This is a genomic window from Jonesia quinghaiensis DSM 15701 (assembly GCF_000423205.1).
Lineage (GTDB): Bacteria > Actinomycetota > Actinomycetes > Actinomycetales > Cellulomonadaceae > Jonesia > Jonesia quinghaiensis.
This window is the reverse complement of sequence record NZ_AUHN01000009.1, coordinates 125,961-139,680: the sequence shown is the minus strand read 5'-3', so window position 1 is coordinate 139,680 and position 13,720 is coordinate 125,961. Positions and strand designations below refer to the sequence as shown.

Annotated in this window: 12 protein-coding genes; all 12 read left to right on the top strand. The window is 56.7% G+C overall.

Annotation, left to right across the window (positions count from 1 at the left end; genetic code table 11):
• Positions 1–8: 8 nt before the first annotated feature.
• A complete protein-coding gene (gene nuoI, locus G538_RS15835; protein ID WP_051196870.1) occupies positions 9–683 on the top strand; it encodes an NADH-quinone oxidoreductase subunit NuoI in 675 nt (224 codons plus the stop codon).
• On the top strand, positions 680–1,534 hold the full coding sequence (locus G538_RS15830) for an NADH-quinone oxidoreductase subunit J (RefSeq protein WP_051196783.1): 855 nt from the start codon (positions 680–682) through the stop codon (positions 1,532–1,534). Before nuoI ends, G538_RS15830 begins: the two co-directional genes overlap by 4 nt.
• Before the next feature lies 1 nt (position 1,535).
• On the top strand, positions 1,536–1,835 hold the full coding sequence (nuoK, locus tag G538_RS0108450) for an NADH-quinone oxidoreductase subunit NuoK (protein WP_029068986.1): 300 nt from the start codon (positions 1,536–1,538) through the stop codon (positions 1,833–1,835).
• 16 nt (positions 1,836–1,851) lie between these two features.
• Positions 1,852–3,768 carry an NADH-quinone oxidoreductase subunit L gene (nuoL, locus tag G538_RS0108445; protein ID WP_029068985.1) on the top strand — a complete coding sequence of 639 codons (1,917 nt, stop codon included), beginning with the start codon at positions 1,852–1,854 and terminating at the stop codon, positions 3,766–3,768.
• Between the two features lie 14 nt (positions 3,769–3,782).
• A complete protein-coding gene (locus G538_RS0108440) occupies positions 3,783–5,306 on the top strand; it encodes an NADH-quinone oxidoreductase subunit M (RefSeq protein WP_029068984.1) in 1,524 nt (507 codons plus the stop codon).
• Positions 5,306–7,075 (top strand): NADH-quinone oxidoreductase subunit NuoN, encoded by a 1,770-nt coding sequence (gene nuoN, locus G538_RS0108435; RefSeq protein WP_029068983.1) that lies wholly within the window; start codon positions 5,306–5,308, stop codon positions 7,073–7,075. The genes G538_RS0108440 and nuoN overlap by 1 nt, the downstream gene beginning before the upstream one ends.
• Positions 7,076–7,213: 138 nt before the next feature.
• The gene (locus tag G538_RS0108430; RefSeq protein ID WP_029068982.1) at positions 7,214–8,224 is read left to right on the top strand and encodes a polyprenyl synthetase family protein; all 1,011 of its coding nucleotides are present in this window, start codon (positions 7,214–7,216) and stop codon (positions 8,222–8,224) included.
• Positions 8,225–8,390: 166 nt separating this feature from the next.
• On the top strand, positions 8,391–9,596 hold the full coding sequence (locus tag G538_RS0108420; protein ID WP_029068981.1) for an FHA domain-containing protein: 1,206 nt from the start codon (positions 8,391–8,393) through the stop codon (positions 9,594–9,596).
• A 174-nt stretch (positions 9,597–9,770) separates the two neighbouring features.
• Complete coding sequence (locus G538_RS0108415; RefSeq protein WP_029068980.1) at positions 9,771–10,475, top strand: FHA domain-containing protein; 705 nt, start codon at positions 9,771–9,773, stop codon at positions 10,473–10,475.
• Between the two features lie 98 nt (positions 10,476–10,573).
• The gene (locus G538_RS17345) at positions 10,574–11,050 is read left to right on the top strand and encodes a hypothetical protein (RefSeq protein ID WP_051196778.1); all 477 of its coding nucleotides are present in this window, start codon (positions 10,574–10,576) and stop codon (positions 11,048–11,050) included.
• Positions 11,051–11,200: 150 nt separating this feature from the next.
• Entirely contained in the window at positions 11,201–12,592 is a 1,392-nt protein-coding gene (locus G538_RS0108405; RefSeq protein ID WP_029068979.1) for an FAD-dependent oxidoreductase, read from the top strand.
• Between the two features lie 205 nt (positions 12,593–12,797).
• Positions 12,798–13,685, top strand: a complete 888-nt coding sequence (gene htpX / locus G538_RS0108400; RefSeq protein WP_029068978.1) for a zinc metalloprotease HtpX — start codon at positions 12,798–12,800, stop codon at positions 13,683–13,685.
• Positions 13,686–13,720 lie beyond the last annotated feature (35 nt).

Below are 13,720 nucleotides of genomic sequence, written 5' to 3'. Positions count from 1 at the left end.
AGTCGGCAATGCCCGAGGCAGGTCCCATCAAAAAGCTCCTTGCGCCAGTCGCAGGTTTTGGCGTCACCTTGAACTCGTTCTTCAGCCCCACGGTGACAGAACAGTACCCGTTTGAAAAAGTACCCACCAAACAGCGGTATCACGGCCGACACCAACTAAACCGTTACCCTGACGGCTTAGAAAAGTGCATCGGTTGTGAACTGTGCGCATGGGCTTGCCCAGCGGACGCCATCTACGTTGAAGGTGGCTCCAACGCCGATCTACCCGATGGTGGACACATGTCGCCAGGCGAGCGGTACGGCAAGGTCTACCAAATCAACTACCTGCGGTGCATCTTTTGTGGGTTGTGTATCGAAGCGTGCCCCACCAGGGCACTGACAATGACCAACGATTATGAGCTAACGGGCCCAACCCGCGAAGGGTTGATCTTTGAGAAGAACGACCTGCTCGCACCGTTGCATGACAACATGCTGGCCGCCCCGCACCCCATGGTTCCTGGCACCCAGGACACCAACTACTATCGCGGTGAAGTCAGTGGACCGACACCAGAACAGGTTGAATGGGTTGAAGAACACCGGCCCCACGACCCAACGTTGGCAACGGTCCGCACCGCAGCGCACAGTGCAACGTCACCGTCAGGCAGTTCAATCCCATCAACGCAGCCTGGGTCGGTGACACCATGACCTCACCTGCCGAAGCTGTCCTGTTTTGGTGCCTAGCACCACTGATGGTGCTCGCCTCCCTCGGGTTGCTCTTTGCCCGCAAAGCAGTGCACGCAACAATGTCCGTGGTGTTTGTCATGATCTGCCTCGCGGTGTTGTACATCGCTAACGAAGCCCCCTTCTTGGGGATCGCTCAAGTTGTGGTCTACACCGGCGCAATCATGATGCTGTTCCTCTTTGTCATCATGCTGGTTGGTGTGGATGCCTCTGATTCCCTCGTCGAAACAATCCGCGGTCAGCGGTACCTCGGGTGGATGATCGGTGTGGGGCTAACCATCGTTCTCCTCACGTTCTTGGCGCGTGTCTCCTTTGATCAAGGAATCGGTCACAGCGCCACCGTGGACCAAAACCCCACGGCTATCGCCCGCACACTATTGGGTAACTACGTATTCCCCCTTGAATTGGTTGGAATTCTCCTTGTCACCGCGGCCTTGGCTGCGCTGACGATGACCCACCAGCGCAGGCTCCACCCGCGCGTCTCCCAAAAGGACCTCGCCGATGCCCGTGTTGCGCATGGCCGCCGGCTTACCCCGCTGCCAAGCCCTGGTGTGTTCGCTGGACGCAACGCTATGGATGTTCCAGCGCTCGACCCAGATGGAAACCCGGTGGAGAGTTCAGTCTCACGGGTACTTCGTGCTCGTGGTCAAGACCAGGTTGCTTTCGTGGATCCAGACATTGTGCAACTCACCGAAGCTGGTGAATCTGCCCCGGCTACTTGGAATCGGGTGAACGCAAACACCGAGTCCGCTCCAGAGGCCGCTGCCCCCAATGATTCGGTGGACAAGTCAACACCAGAAGAACAGGAGAAGTGACGTGGAATACTCCAACTACCTGTATCTCGCTGTGTTGTTGTTCTGTGTGGGAGCTGCCACCGTCCTGCTGCGGCGCAACGCCATCATCGTTTTCATGGGCATCGAACTCATGCTCAACGCAGCGAACCTCGCCTTTGTCACCTTTTCTCGCATGCATGGTGACATCACAGGTCAAGTTGTCGCGTTTTTCGTCATGACTGTTGCTGCCGCTGAAGTAGTTGTTGGCCTCGCCATCATCGTGTCCATTTACCGATCACGCAGGACGGTGTCAGTCGATGACGTCAGCCTGCTGAAGAACTAGCCGCCAGGAGTCACAGATGATCAACGCTGCATGGCTGCTCATCGCCATTCCGCTGGCCAGTGCCGCACTGCTCCTCCTTGCCGGTCGCAAGGCTGACACGTGGGGTCACTGGCTCGGAGTGTTCGCCTCCGCCGCCTCATTTATCCTGGGAGCGGGGCTATTATTGGCCCTGCTTGGGCGCGACGCAGGGGACCGAGTGCATGACGTCCACCTCTTTGACTGGATCACTGCAGGTGATCTGGTCCTGCACGCTGGACTGCGTGTTGACCCACTGTCCGTCACCTTCGTCCTGCTTGTGACGTTCGTGGGATCGCTGATCCACTTGTACTCCGTGGCATACATGTCTCACGACACAGATCGCCGCCGCTTCTTCGCCTACCTCAACCTCTTTGTTGCTGCGATGCTCATTTTGGTGCTCGCAGATTCCTACCTGTTGCTATTCGTTGGGTGGGAAGGTGTCGGCCTGGCATCCTATCTGCTGATCGGGTTCTGGAACCACGTACCCACCTACGCCACAGCGGCGAAAAAAGCTTTCATCATGAACCGTGTCGCTGACGTTGGCATGATCGTGGCACTGGGTGCCTTGTTCTCCGTCTTTGGGGCGCTGGACTTCGCCAGCATCGAAACTAGCGCGGCGACTGGAGGAGCCAGCGAAGGCATGATGACCCTCATTGGGTTGATGCTGCTTGTTGCTGCCTGCGGAAAGTCAGCACAATTCCCACTTCAGGCGTGGCTTGGCGATGCGATGGCTGGACCGACCCCCGTGTCAGCGCTCATCCATGCCGCAACGATGGTCACCGCCGGGGTCTACCTTATTGTGCGCTCAGGCCCTATCTACGACCAAGCGCCCATGGCGCTATTGGCCGTGGCAATCATCGGTGCTATCACCTTGCTCTTCGGTGCCATTGTTGGTTGCGCGAAAGACGACATCAAGAAGGCGCTCGCCGCCTCAACAATGTCCCAAATCGGGTACATGATGCTCGCCGCTGGTCTCGGGCCTATTGGGTACGCTTTTGCGATCTTCCACCTCATCACCCATGGCTTCTTCAAAGCAGGAATGTTCTTGGGCGCAGGGTCAGTCATGCACGGCATGAACGATGACGTTGACATGCGCCGCTTTGGTGGCCTGTCGCGCTACATGAAAATCACGTGGATCACCTTTGGTTTTGGCTGGTTAGCTATTCTGGGTGTCCCACCGTTCTCAGGGTTCTGGTCCAAAGACAAAATCATTGAAGCAGCGTTCTCGGCCGGGCACGGTGAAGGCTGGCAGCCGTGGGTGTTCGGTATGGTTGCGCTCTTTGGGGCAGGGCTCACCGCGTTCTACATGTCGCGGTTGTTCTTCATGACCTTCCACGGCAAAGCACGCTGGAACTCTACGGGAGCAGATGGGCAACCAGAACGGCACCCGCACGAGTCACCAGTACTCATGGTTGTACCCATGGTGGTTCTGGCGGCTGGCTCGGCATTCCTCGGCCTCATTTTGGCTGCCGGGGGACGGTTCGCTACCTGGCTTGAACCTTCTACCGGGCACGCAGAACACCACGACCCAGTACTTCCCATCCCGGTGATCATTGCAGCAACTCTCATTGTTGTGGCCGTCGGTGTGGTCATCGCTTGGCGCCAATACGTTCTCGCTCAGGTTCCCGCGATCCCACCGGTTGGATCACCACTGACCCGCGCTGCCCGGCGTGATCTGTACCAAGACGACGTCAACGAGGCAGTCTTTATGCGACCTGGTCAATACGCCACCCGCGCCCTGGTTTACGCAGACAAAAAAGCTCTCGATAACAGCATCACCGGTGCGGCAGGGCTTCTTGGCTTGCTGGGACTGGGGTTGCGACGACTGCAGAACGGATACGTGCGCACCTATGCAGCGTTCATACTCATCGGCCTGGTCGCGTTGCTCGTCGCGGCCGCTGTGCTGTGGAACTAAAGGGGGATTAACTCATGTCAACTGATTCCCTCCCACTGATCAGCATTGTTGCGCTGATTCCTCTGCTTGGGGCCGCAATACTGTGGGCACTACCCGCTCGGGCTACACGCCATGCCCGCACTCTCGCGCTTGCCGTGTCACTCATCGCGCTGGTGGGAACAGGGTTCCTGGTTGCAGCTTTTGATGCGCGCAACCCCGGAGTTCACCAACTGAGCGAAACGTACCGCTGGATTGAGACCATCGGAGCCTCCTACGCGGTGGGAGTTGATGGTGTTGGGCTTGCACTCATCGTGTTGTCCGCAATCCTTGTGCCATTGGTGATTTTGGCTGCGTGGCATGAACACGCAACCACTGATTCTTCACGCGGCAGTAACCGGATTCGCCACTATCTCGCACTGGTACTGGTGCTGGAAACCTTCATGATCCTCATTTTTGCGGCTCGTGACGTGTTCTTGTTCTATGTCGTGTTCGAAGCGATGCTGATCCCCGTATACTTCATGATCGGCTCATTTGGAACAGGCGCCCGCCGGCGCTACGCAGCAATTAAGTTCCTCATGTTCTCCCTCATCGGGGGACTCATCATGCTGATCGCGATGATCGTGCTGGTGCAGCAGGGGCCAGGGGGGCCGCAAGCGTTCCTGACAGAAAACCTCACCGGTGTTGTCGCCAACGCTGGTTTGGAACGGTGGTTGTTCCTCGGGTTCTTCATACCCTTCGCTATTAAAGCCCCCATGTTCCCGGTGCACACCTGGCTTCCCGATGCCGCCCAACACGCCCCAGCAGGCACCTCGGTTCTCCTTGTTGGAGTGTTGGACAAGGTCGGAACATTTGGGATGCTCACCCTGTGTCTGCCGCTGTTTCCCGCAGCAAGCCAGTGGGCTGCACCAACGATTATTGTGTTCGCACTCATTTCGATCATTTACGGTGCGCTGTTGGCTTTGGGGCAACGCGACCTTATGCGGTTGATCGCTTACACATCGGTGTCGCACTTTGGCTTTATTGTGCTTGGTATCTTCACTTTTTCCAGCGCTGGGATCTCTGGTGCCTCGTTCTACATGGTCAACCACGGGCTTTCAACAGGGTTGCTCTTCCTCGTCGCCGGGTTCTTGTTCCTGCGTTCACGCAGTGACCAGCCCCACCTCATTGCAGGGTATGGCGGCATGCAACGAGTTACACCAGTGTTGGCGGGGGTGTTCCTCATTGCTGGTCTCTCCGCGTTGTCAATGCCGGGACTATCCACGTTCATTTCAGAAATCACCGTTTTGGTGGCAGCCTTCGAAACATCGCCGTGGGTTGCGGCTATTGCCGCACTTGGTGTGGTGCTAGCAGCGTTGTACGTGCTACTGACTTACCAACGGATTTTTACCGGACCACCGCCGGAAGACTTTTCAGCCCCTGATCTCACCATGCGCGAACGGTGGGTAGCCGCTCCATTGATCGCGCTGATGCTTGCGCTGGGCTTTGTGCCAAATATTGCGCTGAACTATCTCAGCGATCCAGCTGAGGTCTCTGTTTCCACTGTGCAAGGAGGCAACTGATGTCTGTTGAACCCCTGGCGTCATTCATTGCGCCACACATTCAGTGGTCCTCCCTTGTGCCGCTCCTCATTATTTTTGGGACGGCCATCGTCGGTGTGCTTGTTGAGGCCTTTGTTCCTGGCCCCTGGCGCCGGACCGTACAGATCGTTCTTTTCCTTCTTGCTCAAGTTGCAGCGCTGACCGCAGTTATTGTTTTTGCGGTGTTGACCCTTCCGCAGGCCACGGAGCACGATGTTTTCCCGGTGGGGACCTCGTTGATTTTGGACCAGTGGTCTATCGGTGTCCAAGGGATCCTTCTGGTTGCCTCGATCCTCGCCTCGTTGGTGATGATTGATCGCACCTCGGCGCGTCAGGACCACTTTGCCCCGCTGGCCTCCGCTATTCCAGGTTCTCGTTATGAGGAAGAGGCGCGCCTGCAGGGGGTAGAGCAAACAGAGCTATTCCCGCTGACGCTTTTCGCCATAGGGGGCATGCTGGTTTTCCCAGCGTCCAACGACTACCTCACCATGTTTGTTGCACTTGAGGTGTTGTCACTGCCGTTGTATGCCATGACTGCGATGGCACGGCGCAGGCGTTTGCTGTCCCAAGAAGCATCCTTTAAGTACTTCACGCTCGGTGCGTTTTCCTCCGCGATATTCCTGTTCGGGGTTGCCCTCATTTACGGTTACTCTGGTCAACTCACCGTAGGAAGCAGCTTCATTGCTGCCCAAGCGCCTGAAGTAGCAGGCGTTCTCCCCGACACCATCATCATGTACTACGCAGGGGTGATCCTGGTGGCTGTGGGCATCCTCTTCAAAATCGGTGCAGTACCTTTCCATGCGTGGACGCCTGACGTGTACCAAGGTGCACCTACCCCCATTACGGGGCTCATGGCTGCTTGCACAAAAATCGCAGCTATTGGTGTTCTCGTGCGGTTCCTCTTTGTGGGGGTTTACCCCCTGGGGCTCGAAGACATCAAGCCACTGCTTTACCCTCTGTGGGGTGTCGCTATCCTCACCATGCTGGTGGGGGCAATCATTGCAACAACCCAAACAGACATGAAGCGCATGTTGGCTTACTCCTCCATCGCCCACGCTGGGTTCCTTCTCATCCCACTGCTGGGACCAACGGGAGAAACCACACTAGCTATCCAGTTCTATCTTCTGGTCTATGCGGTGGCAACCATTGGCGCATTCGCTGTGGTCACCCTTGTCCGCGAAACAACAGCACAGGGAGAAATCCTGGGAGAGGCAACCCACATTGGTCAGTGGGCTGGGCTTGGGCGGCGTTCACCGTTCCTGGCTGCAGCAATGTCAGTGTTCCTGTTGTCATTTGCTGGATTGCCACTTACAGCAGGGTTTATCGCTAAATACCAAGCGTTCAGCACTGCAGTTGGTGGCGATGCCTGGATTCTTACCGCGGTGGGTATCGGTGCCTCTGCTATCTCGTTGTTCTTCTACATTCGGGTGATGGTCCTGATGTTCTTTGTGCTCCCAGCAGAAGAACGTACCGGTGAGCACGATGACACAGCGCCACGCCCTAACCCTTCAGACCCAGCTGAGGTCCCGGACGACACACTTCACGGTGAAGCAGCAGAGCCTGCTGGCACTCCAAGCGCGGTCTTGTCACCCGCGCGTACTGCAATCGTTACGCCTGACATGCCGACCCGTGTTGCTGTCGTGCAGTCACAAGGGCCAGCGCTTGCCGTTATTGGTCTCAGCGCTGCTTTCCTCCTGATCGTGGGGGTTTTCCCCACCCCGATCCTTGATGTTCTCTCAGCGCTGATGTGACACGGGTGAACACCCACCGTTGTGCGCGACATCTACGGTAGATTAAAGGGTAAACGTCAGTATGCGTGGCGGACACCACCTAGCGATGCTCAGGGTGTTCGCCACGCATCTCCGAACTCAACAGGCTAAGTTCAACTTGTGACTAACGTATCTCTGGCATTTCCCCTTGCGGATGACGACATGTCCGCAGCGCTCGCCCGCGAACTCCACGCGGTTGAGCAGTCCCTTGCTGGCGCCACCGCCCACGCTGACCCCATCGTCAACGAAGCGGCCAACCACCTAGCGAGCGCTGGAGGTAAACGCCTACGCCCAGTCTTGACACTTCTCACCGCACACCTAGGCGCTGGTATCAACGATGATGTCCGCAAAGCAGCGGTTGTTGTCGAACTGACGCACCTTGCATCCCTCTATCACGACGACGTCATGGACTCAGCGCCTATGCGGCGAGGAGCACCATCAGCGCACGAGGTATGGGGAAACTCTGTTGCCATCCTCACGGGGGACCTTCTTTTCGCTCGTGCCTCACGTCTCGTAGCTGACCTTGGCCCAGAGGCAGTACGTATTCAAGCAGCCACGTTTGAGCGCTTGTGCTTAGGGCAACTCCACGAGACCCTCGGCCCGCTAGACGGGGTAGACCCCGTGACGCACTACATTGATGTCCTTGCGGACAAAACCGCCTCTCTCTTGGCGACATCCGCGTTGCTGGGTGCCCGGTATGCACAGGCATCCCAAGAAGTTCAGGACACCGTTGCCCACTACGGGGAACTTGTTGGTGTTGCTTTCCAACTTGCTGATGACGTCATTGACGTCATGTCAGACGGCAATGTCACAGGCAAAACCCCTGGCACAGATCTGCGCGAGCAAGTTCCAACAATGCCCGTGCTACTACTGCGCAAGCTGGTCGCTTCAGACCGTGCCACGGCATCGGACCGTGAACTATTAGCCATGATTGATTCCGACCTCAGCTCAGATGAAGCGCTGTCAGCAACGGTGGCGCGCCTGCGCGAACACCAGGTCATTGAGGACACCCGTCAACGCGCCACCCACTACGCCTCACAAGCCGTGGCCGTTCTTGCGGCATTACCGCAAGGCACTGTCCGCAAAGCACTAGAGGATTTTGCCCAAGCACTTGTTGACCGGACTGCGTGAGTATCGTTGTCCACGAAGGAACCCTGGTCCTGCACAACGCCTATTCCAGTGGTTAGTATCAAGGGATACGCGCACCTCGCGCATGTCCATGTCTGCCAAGGAGGGCAGGCGGCCAACATGCTCGTCGCTCCGGCGGCGGACACGAGTGAAGTAAAGGCTTTGTGACGTGTTCTTCTATTCGCCCGGTGACCACATTGCATTGGTTGTCGACCACTTTGCTGTCTTGCTTCCCAAGGACACAAAGGCCACCGTTGTCACAACGATTTGGGAACGTTGCTCGTCCACGAGCCAACGTGGATTGTTGGGGGTTCTGCAAGCAGTGACCTCAGCTTTGGACCAAACTCTGGAGAACTTGCCAGACTTTGTCATCGTTGAGCAACGTCAACATGGACACACAAGCGATGTCCGTATCGCGGTGAGCGGTGAAGCGATTGCCCGCATTAAAGTCACCAACGAACCCAAGATCCAAGAAGTCAGCGGCCGTCACATCGCGATGTGGTTGGAACAGAGTTACTCCGCAGTGGAGTACTTGGAGTTAGGGAACCACAGCGGTTCCCAGTCGTTGCCCTTGGTGTCGGGTGTGGTGCGGTGTTCCGGCCTCATGTGGGAGGCCGCCGAGGTGACTGTGTCATCTCCCGAGTCCCACCCGTTGACTGTGGTGTCACCACCCAGCGCCCCATTACACACTATCGATGAAGATTTAGGGCGCACCCTCATAGAAATTCCAGAGGAATGGCTTTCAGATCATGAGGTAGATGACTCTCGCGCCGACTACGCCATGGACCAAAGTCTCTCGGTAGAGGAAGCGCAGGAGCTCGCTCCAGTTGCGTCCCAGAACCACGAACGAGCTAACGATGATGCCGTGGCACCACTGATGAATAATGTGTCAGATAGTGTGGCTGCACCTGTCGGAGGGCTCCGTGAAGTAGCAAGCGGGAACGTTACGTCAATCACAGTTCCACCGCCTGCTCTCTCCACCTCGCCGGTCGGAACTCGCAACCGCGGAACAGGCTACGCGCCGCCTATTGTCGGTGTTGGCGTGGTGCGTTTCTCTCATGGGGAGGTCGTGGAATTAGGTAGCCCCATCGTCATTGGACGCAAGCCCACAACTGAAGGTTCTGGGGCGCCGATGACAGCGCGGCTCATGTCTGTGCCCAGTCCGTCGAAAGATATATCAAGGAACCATCTGATGATCCGAGTAGAGGCCGGCCACGTGTTGGTTGAAGACCTCGATTCGGTCAATGGCACGGTGCTTCGGCGCCGTGGCGAGTCCGAGCGAACATTACCTGCACGTGAGCCTGTGTTAGTGCTCAATGATGATGTAGTCGACTTGGGGGATGGAGTGAGCCTTGAGTTTGTTGGTTTGAGATGATACTTGCTCCTGATGCTTGGTCAGGCGCATACTCATAACCGACGACGGCGGGAGATGGGGAGATTTCCTGCAAGAAGTATTGTCATAGCTAGTGAGCGTGTTTCGCTGGCTGAAATTCGATACAGTCAACCTCTGTATTACTGTGCGCTACGTTAAGTTTTGGGAGTCTTCAGCATGTCAGCACCGCAGCTGTCACTCGAGTATTGCGGCGAGTGGTTCCAGCCGGATCCGGCAGATACCTTCGACATTGGTCGTGAAGGGGACCTGACGATCGACGACAATCCGTATCTGCATCGGCGATTTCTGAAGATTTCGTACCAGGACGGTATTTGGTGGCTCGCAAACGTCGGGTCGTTGCTGTCCGCGACCGTGTGCGACACCTCAGGTGGCGTACAGTCGTGGCTGTCACCGGGTAACCGAATCCCCATTGTGTTTCACTCAACCACCATTGTCTTTACCGCTGGACCCACCACGTATGAGTTACTTGCTCAACTTGAAGGTCAGCGTTACCAAGCTGAGCACGTCCCAGCGCCTGAGTCTGGTGACCAGACCATTGGGATGATTAACTTCACGCTCAGCCAGAAGCAACTCATTGTTGCTCTGTGCGAACCGATGTTGCGCCGTGAAGGAACAGGATTCACCGAGATCCCGTCAACAGCCGATGCTGCTAAGCGTTTGGGCTGGGCAATCACCCGCTTCAACCGCAAGCTGGACAACGTGTGCGACAAGCTAGACCGCATGGGTGTTAAAGGCCTGCGTGGGGGACCTAAGCAACTCGCCACAAACCGCCGTGCTCGCCTTGTGGAGTACGCAGTGACCACCAGGCTGGTCACGGCAGAAGACCTACCGCTTCTCGATATCAAGGATGACGAGGCGTAAAAGTTCACGTCTAAGCCAGCAGGACATCCCGCTGGCACGTACATGGGGCACCGTCTAGCGTGAGCGCTGGGCGGTGCCCCATGCGGCACAATGGGTATATGTCACGTGCAACATTCCCATCTCCTGCCTTTCCCGCCTATCCAGCTTTGAGCATGAACAAGCCAGAAGGCTGGGTTGAACTTGCTGCCGTGGGGTTACCCCTTGCGATCGCAGCGGACGTTCCGGCAAAGCAGTTCCGGCCCAATGTGTTGGTGACCATGACTCGCCACGGTGTTGATCATTCGATGGAGGCCGCTGAGCGTGATCTGGCGTCTCGGCTGAAACGCCTCACGCGATTTCGCGAAGAATCCCGTGTCCAGGATGAAGCTTTTGGTGGCCAGCGACTCACCATCACCGGGCGCTTTTCGTCGGGACGTGGTGAAATCATCCACCAAGTTGTGACTGTTGTGGTGATAAACCGTGGATATGTCTACGACGTGGTCGAGATCACGGGTACATGTTCGGCTCAGTCGGGTGAGAATATAAGAAACGATGTTGTTGACATAATGAAAAGTCTCGACATCGCGTGCGAATGACAGGGCTTCACGGGGTGTTACAACCTCCCAAGCCGTGAACCGGTGATTCCATCTCCCGGTCTTTCTTGTCACTGTAGTGCACAGAGAACAACAGATCCGCGGCCACTGACAGGTTCAGTTGCCGCCAAGCAACGGAAGGCGCTCAACTCCGTGACCATTGACCGTCAATTGCGAGTGGCTGTCGTCGGGGCAGGCCCCGCAGGCATTTACGCATCAGACATCCTGTCGAAGACCGATCTGGACGTGTCCATCGATCTCTTCGATCGGCTCCCAGCGCCTTTCGGGCTTGTCCGTTACGGTGTCGCTCCAGACCACCCACGCATCAAACAAATCATCACGGCCTTGCATAAGGTGCTTGACCGGGGGGACATTCGTCTCCTGTCGAATGTTGAGTTCGGGGTTGATGTCACCCTTGATGAACTCCGCGAGTTCTATGACGCCGTGATCTTCTCCACTGGCGCAATCAAAGACGCAGCGTTGTCGATCCCCGGGATCGACCTTCAGGGCTCTTATGGCGCAGCTGACTTTGTGTCCTGGTATGACGGGCACCCAGATGTCCCAGACACCTGGCCGTTAGAGGCGCAGTCTGTCGCTGTGCTGGGCGCCGGGAACGTTGCCCTCGACGTGGCTCGCATTCTTGCTAAGCACCCCAAGGACCTGCTGAGCACAGAGATCCCTGACAACGTGTACCAGGGACTGACTGCAAGCCCGGTGAAAGACGTTCACGTTTTCGCGCGCCGTGGCCCTGCGCAGGCAAAGTTCTCTCCTCTTGAGTTGCGTGAACTGGGGCACATCCCCGATGTTGACGTCATTGTTTACCCAGAGGACTTCGACTTTGACGAGGGCTCCATTCAAGCCATCAACTCGTCTAACCAAACAAAGCAAGTTGTCAAGACGCTGACCGACTGGACGCTCAAAGACCCAGCGTCATTCACCGCGTCACGCCGTTTGCACCTGCACTTCCTGCATGCACCACACGAGTTAGTCGACATCGATGGCGATGGTGCAGTAGACGTTTTGCGTACCGAACGCACCAAACTGAACGGTGACGGCACAGTATCCGGCACAGGTGAACAGCACGATTGGCCAGTGCAGGCTGTGTACCGTGCCATTGGGTACTTTGGCTCTGAGCTCAAAGACGTTCCTTATGACGCTACTCGTGGCGTTATCACCAATGCTGAGGGGCGAGTGCTCGACACTACCGGTGAGCACGTGAACGGTTTGTACTGCACCGGGTGGATTAAGCGTGGGCCAGTTGGCTTGATTGGTCACACAAAGTCTGATGCTTCAGAAACCATCCGTCACCTTGTTGAGGACGCATCAGATCTTTCTGAGTTCGCCACCGCGTCGCGACCAGAACCAACCGCTATTTCGGAATTCCTTGCCGAGCGTGGAGTTGACGTCATTGAGTGGTCGGGCTGGAAACTTCTCGATGCTTGGGAGCAGTCCCTTGGTGAGCAGAACGGCCGTGAGCGCGTGAAGGTTGTGCCACGTGCCGAACAAATCGCGATCTCGTTGGGCCGCCAGGCTGCCCATGTCTAACACGCGGCAGATTATCCTTTCTGCCTTTGTGTAAACAACCCCTCGACCACGCTTGTGGTCGAGGGGTTGTTCGCTGTGGGCGAGGAATCGCCCGATGAGGGAACCTCTGGCGCGATGAAGGCGTTGACGTGAGTGACACATCAGGTTGTGTTACAGGTAGAGCAGGGCTGTTGGCGATGACCAACAAGGGCGAGAGGATGGGGCCATGGGGCACCGACACTTTAATGGCGTGAAAACTGCAGCGCTTTTTGGTGTGATGTGGGCGCTGTTACTTGGCTTGTGGTACCTCGTGGGCAATGGTTCTCCTGGGCTGCTGGTGCTCTTCAGTGGTTTTGGGCTAGCCATGACGTTCTACACGTACTGGAACTCAGACAAGCTGGCTATTAAATCCATGCATGCCCGCCCGGTCTCCGAGTTTGAGCAACCAGAGATGTATCGGATTGTGCGTGAACTCTCTACGGCAGCACGTCAACCGATGCCTCGCCTCTATGTTTCTCCAACGATGAGCCCCAATGCGTTTGCCACTGGCCGTAATCCCCGCAATGCAGCGGTATGTTGCACCGAGGGAATTTTGCAGCTCCTGGATGAACGTGAGCTGCGCGGTGTGCTTGGCCATGAGTTGATGCACGTATATAACCGGGACATCCTCACGTCATCTGTTGCTGCAGCGATCGCTGGTGTTATCTCATCAGTTGCGAACCTCCTGTTCTTCTTTGGTGGTTCCGACCGGGATCGCAACCCATTGGTGCTTATCGCCACGATGGTGTTCGCGCCCCTCGCGGCGTCAGTGATTCAACTCGCTATTTCACGAACCCGCGAATACGACGCTGATGAAGACGGAGCAAAACTGACCGGTGACCCGTTGGCTTTAGCCTCGGCGCTTCGCAAACTCCAATCGGGAACAGTGCGAGCACCATTGCCACAAACCCAAGACCTCGCAGATGTCTCACACTTGATGATCGCCAACCCTTTCAAAGGTGGGGGTATTGGGGCGTTGTTTGCCACTCACCCTCCGATGGATCAACGCATCGCACGCTTGGAAAACATGGCTCGTGGCATGAACGGTGGATCGCCCCACACAGGGCGGTACTGACCGTACAGTCCTCAAGCGTGTCACTCGTCTTGATG

Bases quoted from the DNA above. Each gene is read 5' to 3' on its own strand.
- nuoI (WP_051196870.1), top strand. From the start codon at position 9: ATGCCCGAGGCAGGTCCCATCAAAAAGCTCCTTGCGCCAGTCGCAGGT.
- G538_RS15830 (WP_051196783.1), top strand. From the start codon at position 680: ATGACCTCACCTGCCGAAGCTGTCCTGTTTTGGTGCCTAGCACCACTG.
- nuoL (WP_029068985.1), top strand. From the start codon at position 1,852: ATGATCAACGCTGCATGGCTGCTCATCGCCATTCCGCTGGCCAGTGCC.
- G538_RS0108440 (WP_029068984.1), top strand. From the start codon at position 3,783: ATGTCAACTGATTCCCTCCCACTGATCAGCATTGTTGCGCTGATTCCT.
- nuoN (WP_029068983.1), top strand. From the start codon at position 5,306: ATGTCTGTTGAACCCCTGGCGTCATTCATTGCGCCACACATTCAGTGG.
- G538_RS0108415 (WP_029068980.1), top strand. From the start codon at position 9,771: ATGTCAGCACCGCAGCTGTCACTCGAGTATTGCGGCGAGTGGTTCCAG.
- G538_RS17345 (WP_051196778.1), top strand. From the start codon at position 10,574: ATGTCACGTGCAACATTCCCATCTCCTGCCTTTCCCGCCTATCCAGCT.
- htpX (WP_029068978.1), top strand. From the start codon at position 12,798: ATGGGGCACCGACACTTTAATGGCGTGAAAACTGCAGCGCTTTTTGGT.